This is a genomic window from Methylophilus sp. Q8 (assembly GCF_000800115.1).
GTDB lineage: Bacteria > Pseudomonadota > Gammaproteobacteria > Burkholderiales > Methylophilaceae > Methylophilus.
In genome coordinates this window covers 2,400,645-2,417,345 of sequence record NZ_JUHE01000001.1, presented here as the reverse complement: position 1 = coordinate 2,417,345, position 16,701 = coordinate 2,400,645, and the positions used below count along the sequence as shown (strand labels likewise).

Sequence of the window (16,701 nt, the reverse complement as noted above, 5' to 3'; positions counted from 1 at the left end):
TACTCCGTATCTCGTTTTCTACTCAAACCGCCCATTACGTGCAGCATCACACCGCACCACCTGCTGCATGAATGCAGCTATTTTTTGCGGGGATTTTATCCCCTTTTGTGCTTCTACCCCGCCACTCACATCCAATGCATAAGGCTGCACCTGACGTGTGGCTTGCAGGACATTTTCCGGATTTAAACCACCGGCCAATATCAATGGCTTTTGCAAACCCGCAGGGATTAGCGACCAGTCAAACGCCTCACCTGTACCGCCCACCGCTTTTTCAGAGTAGGTATCCAGCAACAAGGCTGAAGCTGACGCAAAATCAAGCTCGCATTGTACCAAATTTACCCCTGGTTTGACGCGGATTGCTTTGTAATATGGCAGATTAAATTGCGCGCAATAGTCTGCCGATTCATCCCCATGAAACTGTAAACAATCCAGGCCTGTGCTTGTCATCACCTGCTGCACCTCTTCAGGCGATGCATTCACAAACAAGCCGACTTTGCTTACAAAGGGCGGGAGCGCTGCCATGATTGCCCGGGCTTGTGCCGCCGAGACCGCGCGTGGGCTAGGCGCATAAAATACAAACCCCAGCGCATCTGCACCTGCGGCAATCGCCGCCAATGCATCTTCCAGGCGGGTAATCCCGCAAATCTTTACCCTGGTTCTCGTCATATTGTTTATTTACTTTCTTTAGTCCCAATGCGCTTCACACACGGGCAATTGCCAGTGGCCGTCATACTCTACCCCGGTAAAATACAAACCATCGGGCATAAACGTAGGGGGTGAAAGACGCCTGTCTTTATGTTGCAGCAAATCGGCAAACGCAGCCGGACTTAACTTGCCCTGCCCGACATAGACTAACGCGCCCACCATATTACGAATCTGGTGCTGTAAAAAGGCATTCGCCTTAAAACTGAAAATGATGTATCGCCCATGTTGTGTAATATCGGCACGATGCATCGTGCGTATTGGCGTGCTGGCCTGGCACTCACTGGCACGAAAAGCGCTGAAATCATGCTCGCCCACTAAGCCAGGCACTGCCTGTTGCATCAATGCAATATCCAGCGGCCTGTGGTACCAGCCCACACGCCCGTGCTGGCTGGCTGGCGCCACAGCATGATTATGCAACACATACTGGTAGCTGCGCGCACGGGCACTAAACCTGGCATGAAAATCCTCAGCCACTTCAACCGCCCACAATATACGTACCCAGGCTGGCAAGTGCGCATTGGTGCCACGCACCCAGGCACTCAATGGTCTGACAACTGAAGTTTCAAAATGTGCCACTTGCATCAAGGCATGCACGCCTGAGTCGGTACGTCCGGCCGCATGTAAACGTACTTTTTCACCGCCAACCTGTTCAATGGCTCGCTCAATGGCATCTTGCACGCCTGCGGCATTTGGCTGACTTTGCCATCCTTGAAAATAGGCGCCGTGATATTCAATGCCAATCGCAATTTTCATGGCGCCTAGTATAAGGGCTGTCTGTCATTACGCCAAATCAGGCCACACTGCCGGTGAGTGGCAGTAAAAATGAATAAGGCCGGGAACCCGGCCTTGATTTACGCTAATTTTGCCAGTAATTCGCTGGCTCGTTGCCGCTGGCGCTCGCCACCTTCTGCGATCACCTCATCGATCAGTTCCTTGGCGCCCACCACATCTTCCATGTCAATATAGGCTTGAATCAAATCAAGTTTGGTGTTCACTTCTTCCGGTTCATCGGCGATCTCCTCAGCACTTGCCGTACTGCTCTCGGCGACATCCAGGGATATCTCAGGGAAAGCAATACTGTCGGCTGCGTCCTCTGCGGCAGGTGTTTCATTTAATGCAGCATCGGCAGAGCCCAGGCTAATTTCCTCAATTTCCAGAGCATCGTCACTCACACGCTCGCCAATCGCATCATTCGGACCGCCCAGCTCCAGTGACAACTCAGGCAATGAGTCAAACACAGCATCCTCACTGGACAGCGTTTGCTCACCGGTGGTGGCTGACAATGGCTTGCTGCTTGCAGCCTCTGCACTTTGCGGAACATCATCCAGGTTTAGCGAAGGCAAATCCAGCGCTTTAGGTGTCAGTGCGAGATCATCATCAACATTTAAAGTATCGCTGACATCATCACTGGCTGGCTCTACACTTGCCACAGAGGCTGGTTCAACCTCAAAGCGTAGCGTATCCGCAGCGCTGGTAGCATCCTCCGAGAACGCAAGCGTTGTGTCATCTGCACGCTGAGGGGCCGGTTCGCTCGTAAACGTATCAAGCGCCAACGCATCGTCATCGCTTGTGGCAGATAACGCATCAGTATCGGATTCAATCGTCACTTCTTCTGCCGCAGGGCGTACAGAGTTTTCAGCGGAAGTCGCTGGCTCAGCACTGGCAGCGGCCACCGCCTCTGAAGCCCCATCAAACTCCAAGGCAGGCGCTTCAAAGTTAAAGTGATATGCATCTTCTTCATTTTGTGTTTCTGCGACTGGCAGCACGGTTGCATCAGCTAAAGGTGCAACATTACTGACTGCTGCTGGCGTGGCCTGATATAGCGTGTTCTCAGGATCCAGTTTCTGCCCCATGGCGCTGACTTTGGACCAGGCAGCATCTGCCGGACCAGCTTTGGCATAGACATCACTGGCCAGGGACTCAAACGCAGCTTTATTACCCGTTGTCTGATAAATTTCCAGCAACTTCAACTTGAGCTCCTGACGCTCGGGATCTTTCTGAATCGCGTCTTTCAGAATCTCCTCAGCTTGTGCATCACGACCATAGGCCATGTACACTTCTGCTTCGGCAATCGGATCCACATCGTGCGAATCTATCATGCCACCGACACCGCTTTGCGAGAAATCCGTCAGGAAAGAAGTGTCGCCAGAAGCGGCAGCTTGCGTATCCCCGAACACCGTATTGTTCTGCATTTCGGTAGCTGGGGATGTCACAATCACATCTTCAAAATTATCGATTTGTTTTTTGCGGCGAATACGGATCAATGCCCAGACACACAGCAATACCGGCAAGGCGATCAATGCCAATGGCAACACCGGGCTGATGTTTTTCAGGCGTTCCAGCAATACATGCATAAACGATGGTTGCTGCACGGTCTCAGCTGCGGGTTCCTCTACAGGCAACTCAGGCTTGGCTGGCTCGGCAGTTGGTGTCGGTTTTTCCGGCACAACCGCGGCTGGTGGCACTTTGGTTTGCTCTGCAGGCGCTTTGGCAGCTTGCTCCGTCGGTTTTGGCTCTACTTTTGCGTCAGGCTTTACTTCTGCTTTTGGCTCAGTTGCTGCCTGCGCAGCATTTTTCTCAGCCTGCGCCATGGCGCTATTCTTCATTTCCATCAGCTTTTTCATGTCTGCAACTTGTTTTTCAAGCGCTGCAGCACGAGACTGTTCCTCTTTGATGGCATTCGCTTTAGCGGTCGCATCCTCTGCTGCCGCTGATGCTTTAGCTGCGGCCTTGTCAGCTTGCGTGGTTGACTTAGCGTCACCGGCAGACAGCTTCAATACATCTTTACCTGGTTTGGCTTGAGGCGCTGGTTTCTCACCTGCTGCACCAATCTTGCCTGCAGACTGCTGTGTATTACCACCAGTTTGGCTAGCTTCGCTTTCCTTGACCACTTTTGCCAGTGAATTTTTATAGGCCTGCCAGTTGGTCGCATGCTCGGCAATCAGGCTTTTTGCCTGCGGGCGACTAACACTATCCAGCGTAGCCTGATCTGGCATGCGAATAATCTTGCCCACCTTAAGGCGATTCATGTTTTTACCATCAAACGCCTGCTGGTTAGACTGGTAAAGGGCTGCCAGCATTTGCTCCACGCTGACGTTATCAGGCTTCATTTGCCTGGCAATGGCATAAAGCGTATCACCACGCTCAGTAGTCAACGCTTGCTCGGCGTTCGCAGCCTCATCCGCTGCCACCTGTTTCGGTGCGGGCACCGCTGCAGGCTTAGATTGGCGAGGTTTACTGGGTTCGGATCTGGGCTCTTGGGCGGGCTGCTGACTTGTCTCTGGCACTCGCGCCGTATTATTGGTAGTGGCTGGTGGCACTGACTGGCCTGTCACAGGTAATCCGGCCGACTCAGAAACATAGTTAGAGTTAAAACCAGGCGGATCCAGTAACAAGGTGTATTCCTTGACCAGGCGTCCGGTCGGCCAATCTACCTGAATCAACATATCCAGGAAGGCTTCGGTAATCGGCTGTGAGCTTGTCAGCTTAAGGATAGGCTGACCTTTGGTGTTGTTACCCACTTCAATTTTAATAAACGGATAAGAAGCCGGCTTTTCCAGCATCTGGTCCTGATAGACCTGCTCGCTGGCCAGTGTCGCCTGAATGCTGTTGAGCTCGGCTGGTGTCACCGCCAACAGCTCAATTTCCGCATTGAGCGGCTCACCAAGTTTTGAGCTGGAAATCATGCTACCCAAACCGGCAGCATGCGCCGAGAGGGCCGTACTCAAACTCAAGGCAAAGGCTATTTTTTTTAATTGAAATTTACTCACCGATTAACCCTTATTCATTCATGGCGCTTGTCAAAATAGCATCATTCACACAGCCACGCAAGCACGCCCAGGCGGCTTGGGAGCAATAAATACACCGATTTGAGGCTATAGTCCCCATTAAACCGCATTATATAAAAAGCAAAAGCCCGAAAAGACCATGATTTCATTAATAAATCATGGCTTTACGGGCCGCTATTTAATCAATTACTTAAGCTTCTACCAGAATTCTCAACATTCTGCGCAAAGGCTCTGCTGCCCCCCACAATAACTGGTCGCCCACCGTGAAGGCGGACAGGTATTCGCCACCCATCGCCAGTTTGCGCAAACGGCCTACCGGCGTTGTCAGTGTGCCGGTAATGGCCGCTGGCGTGAGCTCGCGCATACTGATCTCACGCTCGTTAGGAATCACCTTGGCCCATTCGTTGGCTTCGGCCAGCATCTGGTTGATTTCATCCAGTGGCACATCTTTGCGCAGCTTGAGTGTCAACGCCTGCGAGTGGCAGCGCATGGCACCAATGCGTACACATAAACCATCGATCACGATCGGGTTGGCTTCACGGCCTAAAATCTTGTTGGTTTCAACGCCGCCCTTCCACTCTTCTTTGCTTTGGCCGTTACCCAGGTCTTTATCAATCCATGGGATCAGGCTGCCAGCCAGGGGCACACCAAAATTAGCGGTTGGCAGCGCTTCACTACGAATCGTTTCTGCCACGGTTTTGTCGATTTGCAGGATCGCAGAGGCAGGATCTGCCAGCAAGCCAGCCACAGAGGCATTCACCACGCCCATCTGGCTAATCAGCTCACGCATATTCTGAGCACCGGCACCTGAAGCCGCCTGGTAAGTCATGGATGTCGCCCACTCCACCAGATCAGCCTTAAACAGGCCGTTTAATGCCATCAGCATCAAAGACACGGTACAGTTACCGCCAACCCAGTTATTGCCGCCATTGGCTAATGCATCTTTAATCACATGCATATTAACCGGGTCTAAAATGATCACGGAGTCTTGTTCCATGCGCAAGGTTGAAGCCGCATCAATCCAGTGACCACGCCAGCCAGTCGCACGTAATTGCGAGAACACCTCACTGGTGTAATCGCCCCCCTGGCAAGTCACAACCACGTCCATCTGACGCAAGGCGTTGATATCCCTGGCATCTTTTAATGCAGGAGAATCTTTACCCACTTTAGGCGCAGCACCACCTGTTTGCGAGGTCGTGAAAAATTGCGGCTCGATATCCGCAAAATCATTTTCCTGCATCATGCGCTGCATCAGCACGGACCCAACCATGCCGCGCCAGCCTACAAACCCTACTTTTAACATAGTGACTCGATATTTCAGCCGGATCATCCGGCATTAACAATAAATTATTTGGACGATTTCTGAACAGCTTCACCCGCTTGTTCAATATCTTTACCCATGCCATTAATGGTGTTGCAGCCTGCTAACACCAACACCGTCAATACTAATGTCATCCATTTCGCCATATTATTCTCCCAATGACTAATCCCTGAAGTTACCGTATTTCAATGGGAAATCGGTAATACTTTTTTTCACAAATGCGATCGCATCTTGCAGCACATCGCGCTTGGCGCCATTGACACGTACCGTATCCCCCTGGATGCTCGCCTGTACCTTCATGCCGCTATCTTTAATCAGCTTGGTGATTTTCTTGGCCAGGTCGCTATCAATGCCATCACGCACATGCAGCTCTTGCTTCACCTTGTTTCCTGACACTTTTTGCACATCTTTGTGCTCCAGGCGTTTGGATGACTCAGGCTCTTTTTTTTCCATGGCTGGCAACAAGATGTCTTTCACCTGATCCAGCTGAAAGTCGTTGTCACCAAACAAGGTAATCACTTTGTCTTTTTCGTTAAAATCGACTTTGGCCGACGTGCCCTTGAAATCATAACGATTGGTGATCTGCTTGACAGAAGCATCAATCGAATTTTTCAAATTGACCATATCGACTTCAGACGTAATATCAAAACTTGGCATATTTTAAAACCTCACAAGCGACGGCAGGACAAGGCGCAAGCGCTCAGACAGTACATTCAGTACGGCAAGCGCTTGCAACGCGGCCCTGCCGAGCAATCACAATTACTCGAAGTGGCAGACGTAGTCTACTGTCTCCAACACTTCAATATCGAAGCTGGAGTTACCAGGCACTGTGAATTTCTCGCCGCCCTTATAGGTTGTCCAGTTATCTTCGTCTTTTTGACGGACTTTGCACACGCCATCATTAATTTCCATCAATTCTGGTGAGCCAGTGTTAAAGGTCAATGTGCTAGGGAAAATCACGCCCACGGTACAGCGTGTACCATTTGGAAACAACACCGTGTGGCTCACACATTTACCATCGAAATAAACGTTGGCTTTCTTTTTTACGCTGACATTATCAAATTGTGCCATTTTTAAATTCCTAATCAATACTAGTTACGACTATATCTTAAAATTGAACGGGCGGCATGAACAGCGCCGCCCGCAGAGCCTGCTTTACATGGCAGCGACGATCTGGTCACCCATTTCAGAGCAAGAAACTTTCTTGGTGCCCTCTTCATAGATATCACCCGTGCGGTAGCCTGCTGCCAATACTTTTTTCACTGCATTTTCAATGCGGGTCGCGGCCGCTTCATTACCAAAGCTGTAACGCAACATCATCGCCACGGACAGAATCGTCGCAATCGGGTTAGCCAGGTTCTTGCCAGCAATATCCGGCGCAGAACCATGTGAAGGCTCATACAAGCCTTTTTTGCTTTCATTCAAGGAAGCAGACGCCAGCATGCCGATAGAGCCGGTCAGCATCGAAGCTTCATCAGACAAGATGTCACCAAAAATGTTGCCGGTGACCATGACGTCAAACTGCTTAGGATTACGAATCAGCTGCATGGCGGCATTGTCGACGTACATATGGCTCAACTCCACTTCCGGATACTCTTTAGCCACATCAATGACGATCTCTTTCCAGAACTCAGTGGTTTCCAGCACGTTGGCCTTGTCCACAGAACACAACTTCTTGCCACGCTTCATGGCGATGTCAAAAGCCACATGCGCAATACGACGCACTTCAGGCTCGCTGTAAATCATGGTGTTGAAACCTTCTCGCACGCCCTGCTCGTTAGTGCGCATACCGCGTGGCTGGCCGAAATAAACGTCACCAGTCAGTTCACGCACGATCATGATATCCAGGCCTGCCACTACTTCTGGTTTCAAGGTAGAGGCATTCGCCAGCTCAGGAAACAGTACGGCAGGACGCAGGTTAGCGAACAAACCCAGGTCCTTGCGGATCGCCAACAAGCCGCGCTCAGGACGCAATGGGCGGTCCAGATTGTCGTACTGCGGACCACCGACGGCGCCCAGCAAGACGGCGTCAGCTTTACGACAGACCTCTTGCGTAAACTCAGGGTATGGATGACCGAACTGGTCATAAGCCTGGCCGCCGAGAGGCGCTTCCGTAAAGGTCATGTCCAGGCCGTCTTTTTTCAACACTTCCAGTACGCGCAAAGCTTGCGCAATAATTTCCGGGCCAATGCCATCACCTGGCAATACAGCAATATTTAATGCCATTTAAAAATTCCTTTTATTTTTTGATGCATTCTCTTTGCGAGAGAAGACACGTTCCATTAAGCAAATAACCAGGGCTGACTTTGTTTGTGCTTTTCTTCAAAAGCACGGATCTCATCCGTATGCTGTAAAGTCAGGCCGATTTCATCCAGGCCGTTCAGCAGATTGTGCTTACGGGTAGGCGTAATCTCAAAACTGAATGACTGGCCTGAAGGCGTAGTCACCGTTTGTGCGGCCAAATCGACATTCAATGTATAGCCTTCATTGGCCAGGCATTCTTTGAACAGGCTATCGACTTGCTCAGCTGAGGCCACAATCGGCAAAATGCCATTCTTATAGCAGTTATTAAAGAAAATGTCGGCAAAGCTAGGCGCAATAATTACGCGAAAGCCTTGATCCTCAATCGCCCATGGCGCGTGTTCGCGCGAAGAGCCGCAACCAAAATTATCGCGTGCCAGCAGCACTTGTGCGCCCTGATAACGTGGCTGGTTCAGGACAAACTCTGTGTTAAGCGGACGGGTACTGCAATCCATGCCAGGCTCGCCATAGTTGGTATAACGCCACTCATCAAACAAGTAAGGGCCAAATCCAGAACGTTTAATCGATTTCAAAAACTGTTTCGGGATAATGGCATCGGTATCGACGTTGGCACGATCCAGCGGACAGGCCAGCCCATTTAAAGTAGTAAATGCTTTCATGATGTTCTCCTCTTATGCGCTGCGCACGTCCACAAAGTGACCGGCAATCGCAGCAGCGGCAGCCATTTCCGGACTGACCAGGTGCGTACGACCACCCGGGCCCTGGCGGCCTTCAAAGTTACGGTTAGAGGTAGAGGCACAGCGCTCACCCGGGCTCAAACGGTCTGCGTTCATGGCCAGGCACATGGAGCAACCTGGCTCACGCCACTCAAAACCAGCCTCAATAAAAATCTTGTCCAAGCCTTCAGCCTCTGCCTGACGTTTCACCTGGCCGGAGCCTGGCACGACCATCGCCAGTTTGATATTGCTGGCCACTTTTTTACCTTTGGCGACACTGGCTGCAGCGCGCAAATCCTCAATGCGGGAATTTGTGCATGAACCAATAAAAATCTTATCCAGCTGAATTTGATCAATCGGCGTATTCGCTGACAAGCCCATGTATTTCAAGGCGTTTTCGATACTGGTGCGCTTGGTTGCATCCACTTCTTTCGCCGGATCCGGCACCGTCGAGCCGATTGGCAGCACTTGCTCAGGTGAGGTGCCCCAGGTCACTTGCGGCGCAATTTCAGCACCATTCAAGGTCACCACGGTATCAAACTCTGCATCAGCTTCAGATTTCAGTGTAGTCCAGTAAGCCACCGCTTTGGTCCAGTGGTCACCTTTAGGCGCATGCAAACGACCTTCGAGGTAGGCCGCTGTTTTCTCGTCTGGCGCCACCAAGCCGGCACGTGCACCAGCCTCGATCGCCATATTACACAGCGTCATACGGCCTTCCATGGACAAGCTACGAATCACTTCGCCACCGAACTCAATCGCATAGCCAGTACCGCCAGCAGTCCCGATTTTGCCAATAATAGCCAATGCCACATCTTTCGCGGTCACACCTTTGCCAAGCTGGCCATCAACACGCACCAGCATGCTTTTGGATTTTTTGGCCACCAGTGTTTGTGTCGCCAACACGTGTTCGACTTCTGAGGTACCAATACCATGCGCCAAGGCACCGAAAGCACCATGGGTAGAGGTATGGCTATCGCCACAGACCACGGTCATGCCTGGCAAGGTTGTACCATTTTCAGGCCCGATGACGTGGATAATGCCCTGGTCTTTGTTTTTAAACGGGAAATACACCAAAGCACCAAACTCTTTGATGTTGTTGTCCAGGGTTTCTACCTGCAGACGCGAGATCGGGTCTTCAATGCCTTTGTCCCAATCTTTGGTCGGCGTATTGTGGTCAGGGTTCGCCACAATACTGGAGTTACGCCATGGCTTGCGGCCAGCCATGCGCAAGCCTTCAAACGCCTGCGGGCTGGTGACTTCGTGTACCAGGTGACGGTCGATATAAATCAAACAGGTGCCATCAGATTCCTCATGCACCACATGCGATTCCCACAATTTGTCGTACAGCGTTTTGCCTGCCATGACTGTTCCTTTCTTACCACGCAAATATTGATAAAACTCGCGCAGAATACCTAAGTTTTAATACCCTTACAAGAAGATAGTTTATACTAGTATTAAGACTAATAGGATAAACAAATCAAATGGATACGAGAAGGCAGGAACTGGCGGAATTTCTGCAAGCCATGCGTCAGCGTGGCACCCCAGAAGAATTCGGATTCCCTTCCGGCTCACGCCGCCGTACACAAGGTTTACGCCGCGAAGAAGTCGCACAACTGGCCAGCATCAGTGCGACCTGGTACACCTGGATAGAGCAGGCACGCGAAGTCAATGTTTCGGCCGAAGCGCTGGACAGGCTGGCAACAGCCTTGAAACTCAGCAAGTCTGAACGCAGTTATTTGTTTGATATGGCCGACAGACGTGATCCACAAGCACATCAAAACGAAGTCGATACGGCCCCGGAAACACTGGTCGCCATGCTGGAGCAGATGCAGATTCCCGCGTATGTGATGGGCCGCACCTGGGATATCCTGGCCTGGAACCAGCCAGCAGAGACATTATTTACCGGACTGCTGGACGTCGCCTGGCCGAAGACCCAGCGCCCAAACCTGCTGCGCTTTGTGTTTGCAAACCCGCAAGCCCGGCAGTTTGTCGTTAATTGGGAGATGCGTGCACGCCGCCTGGTGGCTGAATTTCGCGCAGACTGCCGCTCGAGATTAGAGGAACCTGAAGTTAAGCAACTGGTCAGTGAGTTAAGTACCGCCAGTGTAGAATTTACCCAATTCTGGAAACAACACGATGTACTGGAACGACAAGGCGGACAACGTGAATTTCAACATCCAGTGGATGGATTGATTCACTTTCAACAAGTCACGCTGAAGCCTGTAGAGCAAGAACAACTGAAACTGGTGCTTTTGCAACTAACCAGCACAGCAAATTCGTGAGAAAATGTTAACTAAAAATCAGACCGCTTAAAATGTTATGAAAATATATGCACTCCTCTTCATCAGCACACTCAGCCTGCACGCAAATGCCGAAGCCGCCAGTGCAGAAACAGCAAACCCAGAATCAGCCAATACTGCAACGCAAGACAGCTGGTTTGGGCAGCTTAAAAACCACCTGACGGATGTATGGCAAAAATCCGATCAAACTGATTTATATGTACCGCTGGTGACTTATCACAACAGAAGCATGTACTCGAAAGAGAAAATCGATTCGTTTAACGAGCGTCCGTGGGGGCTGGGCATAGGCAAGTCGCACCGCGATGCTGACAGCAACTGGGATGGCTATTATGTGATGGCGTTTAAAGACTCACATGATGACTGGGAGCCAATTGTGGGCTACGGACATGTCAAAAACCTGGCGGGCCAGGCCAGTGGCTTGAATGCAGGGGTGGGATTAACCGCAGGCTTCACGGCCAGAAGTGATTACAACTATAAACCGCTACCTGTATTGTTGCCGATTGCAGCAGTGGGATACGATAAGGTGATCGTCAACGCTACCTATGTGCCGGGCACCAAAGGCAATGGCAATGTGCTGTTTATGTGGTCAACCGTCGCGTTTTAAAGAGTATTTGCCAGCGCAATTAAAGGCGAATCAGCTTATATTCCAGCGCATCCTTCAAGGCCAGCCACGAAGCTTCAATAATATCTGACGATACGCCTATGGTCGTCCAGTTGCTATGCTGATCGGTGGATTCAATGAATACCCGCACTTTGGCCGCCGTGGCCTGGTTAGAATCCAGCACACGGACCTTGTAATCGACCAGCTTGATATCTTTAATCACTGGGTAGAACTGCTCCAGCGCTTGTCGCATGGCTTTATCCAGCGCATTTACCGGACCATCTCCTTGCGCAGTGGCGCTGGACTCTTGTTCGTTCACGCAAATCTGAATTGTCGCCCTGGAATTTTTGGCATGGGCCGAAGGTTCGTCGATATTGACGTTGTAATGCTTGAGGCTAAAAAATGGCTCAAACTTACCTAGTAACTTTTGCATGAGCAAATCAAACGAGCCCTCAGCATTTTCAAACTGGTAGCCCTCATGCTCGAGTGCTTTCAACTGCTCCAGTATCTTAACCGCCGCATCAGACTCTTTGGTCAGGCTTGGGTCAATTTGCTGTAATTTGCGCAAAATCGCGCCGCGTCCCGCCACTTCTGACACCAGAATCTGGCGCTCATTACCCACCGTACCTGGGTTGATATGCTCGTAGGACTTCGGATTCTTATTCACAGCATCAATGTGCATGCCACCTTTATGGGCGAAAGCATCCTGCCCCACATAGGGTGCTTTGTCGTTAAAAGCCACATTAGCCACTTCACTGACAAAACGCGCTGCCGCGGTTAACTCAGACAACTGTGACGCTGAAATACAGTCCAGGCCCAGCTTTAATTGCACATTGGGGATAATCGACACCAGATTGGCATTACCACAGCGTTCACCGATGCCATTTATCGTGCCCTGCACCTGCGTTGCTCCTGCTTGCACAGCAGCCACTGAGTTAGCCACCGCCATTTCACAGTCATTATGGCAATGTATGCCGACTTGAACGGATGGAAACTGCTTCACCACGGTCTCTGTGATCGCAAACACTTCGTTCGGGAAAGTGCCGCCGTTTGTATCACACAATGCCAGTACATCAGCCCCAGCATCCACTGCGGCTTGCAGGGTTTGCATGGCATATTCGCGATTGGCTTTGTAACCATCGTAGAAGTGTTCAGCGTCAAATACCACCTCTTTGCCCTGCGCTTTTAAATAGGCAATGGTGTCACCTATCATCGCCAGGTTTTCCTGCAACGTGGTGCGCAGGATATCGGTGACCTGGTAATCCCAGCTTTTGCCAAAAATCGCGACCGCCTGCGTGTTAGCAGAAAGTAGCGATTGCAAATTCTTATCTTCGGCCGCGGCAATGCCGATGCGACGCGTACTGCCAAAAGCAATAATTTTGGCATGCTGCAATTGCAACTCACCGACGCGTGCGAAAAACTCAAGATCTTTAGGATTCGAACCAGGGTTGCCTGCCTCTATATACCCAATGCCCAGCTGGTCCAGGCGTTGCACGACCTTGAGTTTATCTTCCACTGAAAAAGACACGCCTTGCGCCTGCGCGCCATCACGCAACGTGGAGTCGTAAGCAATGACGCGTCGATTGGCCATAAAAATTATTTTTTACGGTTGTGCAAATTAGCCGCAATACGCATACGCAAAGCATTCAGCTTGATAAAGCCGCCGGCATCTTTTTGATCGTAAGCGCCTTTGTCATCTTCAAACGTGGCAATGGTTGAATCAAACAAGGAGTCTGTCTTGCTGTCACGGCCGACGACAATCACATTGCCTTTGTAAAGCTTGACGCGCACCCAGCCATTCACCGTCGCCTGTGTATGGTCGATCAGCGTTTGCAAGGCAACACGCTCAGGGCTCCACCAGTAACCGTTGTAAATCAGGCTGGCGTAACGTGGCATCAAGTCATCTTTCAAATGCGCCACTTCGCGGTCCAATGTGATGCTTTCAATCGCACGATGTGCTTTGAGGATAATGGTACCGCCAGGCGTTTCGTAGCAACCACGAGACTTCATGCCCACATAGCGGTTTTCCACCAGGTCCAGACGGCCCACGCCGTGCTGACCACCAATACGGTTTAATTCGGCCAGAATCTCGTGTGCTTTCATGGCTTTGCCATTCAAGGCCACGATATCGCCATGTTTGAACTCAATATCCAGGTACTCGGCAGCATCAGGTGCCTTTTCCGGTGAAACAGTCCAGCGCCACATATCTTCTTCAGCTTCAGCGGAAGGATCTTCCAGGTGACGGCCTTCATAAGAGATATGCAACAAGTTGGCATCCATGGAATATGGACTGCCGCCTTGTTTATGCTTCATTTCCACTGGGATACTGTGTTTTTCGGCATAAGCCAGCAACTTTTCACGAGACAACAAATCCCATTCACGCCATGGCGCAATAATCTGGATATTCGGATTGAGCGCATAAGCACCTAACTCAAAACGCACCTGGTCGTTGCCTTTACCGGTCGCCCCATGCGAAATGGCATCGGCTTTGGTTTCATTGGCAATTTCAATCAGACGCTTGGCAATCAACGGACGCGCAATGGAGGTACCCAGCAGGTATTCGCCTTCGTACACGGTATTGGCACGGAACATCGGGAACACAAAATCACGCACAAACTCTTCACGCAAGTCGTCGATATAAATCTCGCTCACGCCAAATTTTTTGGCCTTTTCACGTGCTGGTTCCAGCTCCTCGCCTTGACCGAGGTCAGCGGTAAACGTCACCACTTCACATTGATAGGTATCTTGTAACCACTTCAAAATCACGGAGGTGTCCAGACCACCGGAATAAGCCAACACCGCTTTTTTAATATCGCTCATCTAAATTATCCCAAACTGAATTCATCTGGCTTGTGAAATCAAGCCACTTTTCCTAACAACAAATATTCCATCAATGCTTTTTGCGTGTGCAATCTGTTTTCTGCTTCATCCCACACCACGCTTTGCTTGCCATCAATCACTTCGGCAGACACTTCTTCACCGCGGTGCGCTGGCAGGCAATGCATAAACACCGCATCGGCCTTAGCCACTTTCATCATGTCTTCATCGACTTGCCAGTCAGCAAAATCTTTACGACGCTCTTCGTTTTCGGCTTCAAAGCCCATCGATGTCCACACGTCAGTGGTCACTAAATCTGCATCACGTGCCGCTTCCATCGGATCAGCAAAAGATTCAAAGTGCGAGGTGCCATACAGATTGGCGCGCTCAGGCTCAACTTCATAGCCCGGCGGCGTAGACACGTGTACATTAAAATCGAGTACTTCTGCCGCTTGCAACCAGGTATTGCAGACGTTATTACTGTCACCAATCCAGGCCACGGTTTTGCCTTGAATCGAACCACGATGCTCGATAAAAGTGAAAATATCAGCCAGTATCTGGCACGGGTGGTATTCATTGGTCAGGCCATTGACCACAGGCACGCGTGAATTTTGCGCAAAGCGTTCAATAATGCTTTGCTCAAAAGTACGAATCATGACGATATCGCTCATGCGTGAAATGACTTGTGCCGCATCTTCTACCGGCTCACCGCGACCCAGTTGTGAGTCACGCGTATTCAGGTAAATCGCTGAGCCGCCCAATTGCTGCATACCGGCCTCAAATGACAAGCGCGTACGTGTACTGGCTTTTTCAAAGATCATGACCAGCGTGCGGTCAACCAGCGGCCAGTATTGTTTGTAGTCTTTAAACTGCGATTTAATCCATTTGGCGCGCGCAAAGATATGTTCAATCTCGTCGCGCGTCAGGTCATTAAATTGCAAAAAGTGTTTAATACTCATAATGTGTTGGGCACTTGTTCAATCAAGCGCTTGCCTTTAAAAAATTCAATATCAGTGGCGTCAGCCTGCTAACCAGTTCATCCGCCTCTTGCTTGTTCATCACCAGGGATGGCAGCAAACGAATCACTTTTTCAGAAGTCACGTTAATCAGCAACTTAGCTGCCAATGCCTGCTTGACCAACTCTGCACAAGGCCTGTCCAGCTCGATGCCTATCATCATGCCGGCATTGCGGATGTTGATCACGCCAGCCTCACCTTGGAGCGCAGCAGTAAATTGCTGGCGGATGTAATCACCCACCGTGTCTGCATTTTCGCGCAGCTTCTCTTCGGCAATAATATCCAGTGTGGCCAAACCAGCAGCTGTCGCTAAGGGGTTGCCGCCAAAAGTAGAGCCATGCTTGCCTGGGGTGAAGGTTTCAGCCGCAATGCCACGCGCCACACAGGCGCCAATCGGCACACCTGAGCCCAGACCCTTGGCCAGGGTCATGACATCCGGCACGATGCCAGTATGCTGGAACGCAAACCAGGTACCGGTTCTGGCAATGCCGGATTGCACTTCGTCGAGCATGAGCAACCAGCCATTGGCATCACAAATCTCGCGCAAGCCTTGCAAATAGGCCTTGAGGCTGGCCGGAATATGCACGCCACCTTCCCCTTGCACGGGTTCGACCAGGATGGCCACCACGTTGTTTTTGTGTGAAGCGATGGTTTTTACTGCCTCAAGATCATCAAATGGCACACGCAGGAAACCACTCACCAAGGGCTCAAAACCGGCCTGCACCTTGCGATTGCCAGTAGCAGACAAGGTTGCCATGGTCCGGCCGTGAAAGCTTTGATCCATGACAATGATTTCCGGGTGGTCTATGCCTTTGTTATGGCCATACAGACGCGCCAGCTTAATGGCCGCCTCGTTGGCTTCACAACCAGAGTTACAGAAGAACACGCGGTCCATGCCGGACAATTCAGCCAGTTTATCGGCCAGCGCAGATTGCTCGGCAATCTGGTAAATATTGGAGACATGGATCAATCTGGCAATTTGCGCATTGAGCGCAGCCACAAACTTTGGATGGGCATGGCCCAAACCATTTACTGCCACGCCGGACAGCGCATCCAGATAGCGATCACCGGCAGTGTCTGTCAGCCAGACGCCCTTGCCTTTGACAAACGTCACAGGCTGCCTACCATAGGTGTTCATTAAGTGTTCCGAATGCATTTCAAACCCTTTTTCAAAA

The 16,701-nt window shown here is 50.8% G+C and carries 16 protein-coding genes; 2 read left to right on the top strand and 14 right to left on the bottom strand.

The genetic code is table 11. The features are described from left to right. Positions 1–18: 18 nt before the first annotated feature. From GQ52_RS11465 to leuC, 10 genes are all read right to left on the bottom strand, one after another. Positions 19–666 (bottom strand): phosphoribosylanthranilate isomerase, encoded by a 648-nt coding sequence (locus tag GQ52_RS11465; RefSeq protein WP_047517847.1) that lies wholly within the window; start codon positions 664–666, stop codon positions 19–21. An 18-nt stretch (positions 667–684) separates the two neighbouring features. Further along, a complete protein-coding gene (gene truA / locus GQ52_RS11460; protein ID WP_047517841.1) occupies positions 685–1,458 on the bottom strand; it encodes a tRNA pseudouridine(38-40) synthase TruA in 774 nt (257 codons plus the stop codon). Positions 1,459–1,556: 98 nt separating this feature from the next. Then, complete coding sequence (locus GQ52_RS11455; protein ID WP_047517833.1) at positions 1,557–4,475, bottom strand: FimV/HubP family polar landmark protein; 2,919 nt, start codon at positions 4,473–4,475, stop codon at positions 1,557–1,559. A gap of 208 nt (positions 4,476–4,683) precedes the next feature. Continuing rightward, positions 4,684–5,796, bottom strand: coding sequence for an aspartate-semialdehyde dehydrogenase (gene asd / locus GQ52_RS11450; protein WP_047517828.1), 1,113 nt, complete (start codon positions 5,794–5,796; stop codon positions 4,684–4,686). A gap of 44 nt (positions 5,797–5,840) precedes the next feature. Next, positions 5,841–5,948 carry an entericidin A/B family lipoprotein gene (locus GQ52_RS11445; protein ID WP_019882443.1) on the bottom strand — a complete coding sequence of 36 codons (108 nt, stop codon included), beginning with the start codon at positions 5,946–5,948 and terminating at the stop codon, positions 5,841–5,843. Positions 5,949–5,976: 28 nt separating this feature from the next. After that, positions 5,977–6,471 carry a YajQ family cyclic di-GMP-binding protein gene (locus GQ52_RS11440; protein WP_047517825.1) on the bottom strand — a complete coding sequence of 165 codons (495 nt, stop codon included), beginning with the start codon at positions 6,469–6,471 and terminating at the stop codon, positions 5,977–5,979. A 102-nt stretch (positions 6,472–6,573) separates the two neighbouring features. Next, entirely contained in the window at positions 6,574–6,885 is a 312-nt protein-coding gene (locus tag GQ52_RS11435) for a pyrimidine/purine nucleoside phosphorylase (RefSeq protein ID WP_024931180.1), read from the bottom strand. Positions 6,886–6,969: 84 nt separating this feature from the next. Next, positions 6,970–8,040, bottom strand: a complete 1,071-nt coding sequence (leuB, locus tag GQ52_RS11430) for a 3-isopropylmalate dehydrogenase (protein WP_047517822.1) — start codon at positions 8,038–8,040, stop codon at positions 6,970–6,972. A 56-nt stretch (positions 8,041–8,096) separates the two neighbouring features. Then, positions 8,097–8,735, bottom strand: a complete 639-nt coding sequence (gene leuD, locus GQ52_RS11425) for a 3-isopropylmalate dehydratase small subunit (RefSeq protein ID WP_019882449.1) — start codon at positions 8,733–8,735, stop codon at positions 8,097–8,099. Between the two features lie 12 nt (positions 8,736–8,747). Continuing rightward, positions 8,748–10,154, bottom strand: coding sequence for a 3-isopropylmalate dehydratase large subunit (gene leuC, locus GQ52_RS11420; RefSeq protein ID WP_047517819.1), 1,407 nt, complete (start codon positions 10,152–10,154; stop codon positions 8,748–8,750). Positions 10,155–10,273: 119 nt separating this feature from the next. Here leuC and GQ52_RS11415 point away from each other — a divergent pair, with 119 nt between their 5' ends. Next, complete coding sequence (locus GQ52_RS11415; protein ID WP_047517817.1) at positions 10,274–11,074, top strand: helix-turn-helix transcriptional regulator; 801 nt, start codon at positions 10,274–10,276, stop codon at positions 11,072–11,074. Between the two features lie 37 nt (positions 11,075–11,111). After that, positions 11,112–11,696 (top strand): lipid IV(A) palmitoyltransferase PagP, encoded by a 585-nt coding sequence (gene pagP, locus GQ52_RS11410; RefSeq protein ID WP_047517815.1) that lies wholly within the window; start codon positions 11,112–11,114, stop codon positions 11,694–11,696. A gap of 19 nt (positions 11,697–11,715) precedes the next feature. Here the strand turns inward: pagP and cimA are convergent, their stop codons facing one another. From cimA to GQ52_RS11390, 4 genes are read right to left on the bottom strand one after another with little or no spacing between them, the layout of a single operon-like run. Next, the gene (gene cimA, locus GQ52_RS11405; RefSeq protein ID WP_047517813.1) at positions 11,716–13,284 is read right to left on the bottom strand and encodes a citramalate synthase; all 1,569 of its coding nucleotides are present in this window, start codon (positions 13,282–13,284) and stop codon (positions 11,716–11,718) included. Positions 13,285–13,289: 5 nt separating this feature from the next. Next, positions 13,290–14,513 (bottom strand): argininosuccinate synthase, encoded by a 1,224-nt coding sequence (locus GQ52_RS11400; RefSeq protein ID WP_019882456.1) that lies wholly within the window; start codon positions 14,511–14,513, stop codon positions 13,290–13,292. Positions 14,514–14,551: 38 nt separating this feature from the next. Beyond that, a complete protein-coding gene (gene argF, locus GQ52_RS11395) occupies positions 14,552–15,469 on the bottom strand; it encodes an ornithine carbamoyltransferase (protein ID WP_019882457.1) in 918 nt (305 codons plus the stop codon). Between the two features lie 22 nt (positions 15,470–15,491). Beyond that, positions 15,492–16,664, bottom strand: a complete 1,173-nt coding sequence (locus tag GQ52_RS11390; RefSeq protein WP_235273228.1) for an aspartate aminotransferase family protein — start codon at positions 16,662–16,664, stop codon at positions 15,492–15,494. Positions 16,665–16,701 lie beyond the last annotated feature (37 nt).

What these genes read in the sequence shown, in the direction of transcription:
- leuC (WP_047517819.1), bottom strand. Translation starts at nt 10,154, where the DNA reads ATGGCAGGCAAAACGCTGTACGACAAATTGTGGGAATCGCATGTGGTG.
- GQ52_RS11415 (WP_047517817.1), top strand. Translation starts at nt 10,274, where the DNA reads ATGGATACGAGAAGGCAGGAACTGGCGGAATTTCTGCAAGCCATGCGT.
- GQ52_RS11400 (WP_019882456.1), bottom strand. Translation starts at nt 14,513, where the DNA reads ATGAGCGATATTAAAAAAGCGGTGTTGGCTTATTCCGGTGGTCTGGAC.
- leuD (WP_019882449.1), bottom strand. Translation starts at nt 8,735, where the DNA reads ATGAAAGCATTTACTACTTTAAATGGGCTGGCCTGTCCGCTGGATCGT.
- GQ52_RS11390 (WP_235273228.1), bottom strand. Translation starts at nt 16,664, where the DNA reads ATGAACACCTATGGTAGGCAGCCTGTGACGTTTGTCAAAGGCAAGGGC.
- truA (WP_047517841.1), bottom strand. Translation starts at nt 1,458, where the DNA reads ATGAAAATTGCGATTGGCATTGAATATCACGGCGCCTATTTTCAAGGA.
- asd (WP_047517828.1), bottom strand. Translation starts at nt 5,796, where the DNA reads ATGTTAAAAGTAGGGTTTGTAGGCTGGCGCGGCATGGTTGGGTCCGTG.
- GQ52_RS11435 (WP_024931180.1), bottom strand. Translation starts at nt 6,885, where the DNA reads ATGGCACAATTTGATAATGTCAGCGTAAAAAAGAAAGCCAACGTTTAT.
- GQ52_RS11445 (WP_019882443.1), bottom strand. Translation starts at nt 5,948, where the DNA reads ATGACATTAGTATTGACGGTGTTGGTGTTAGCAGGCTGCAACACCATT.
- cimA (WP_047517813.1), bottom strand. Translation starts at nt 13,284, where the DNA reads ATGGCCAATCGACGCGTCATTGCTTACGACTCCACGTTGCGTGATGGC.
- GQ52_RS11440 (WP_047517825.1), bottom strand. Translation starts at nt 6,471, where the DNA reads ATGCCAAGTTTTGATATTACGTCTGAAGTCGATATGGTCAATTTGAAA.
- GQ52_RS11465 (WP_047517847.1), bottom strand. Translation starts at nt 666, where the DNA reads ATGACGAGAACCAGGGTAAAGATTTGCGGGATTACCCGCCTGGAAGAT.
- pagP (WP_047517815.1), top strand. Translation starts at nt 11,112, where the DNA reads ATGAAAATATATGCACTCCTCTTCATCAGCACACTCAGCCTGCACGCA.
- leuB (WP_047517822.1), bottom strand. Translation starts at nt 8,040, where the DNA reads ATGGCATTAAATATTGCTGTATTGCCAGGTGATGGCATTGGCCCGGAA.
- argF (WP_019882457.1), bottom strand. Translation starts at nt 15,469, where the DNA reads ATGAGTATTAAACACTTTTTGCAATTTAATGACCTGACGCGCGACGAG.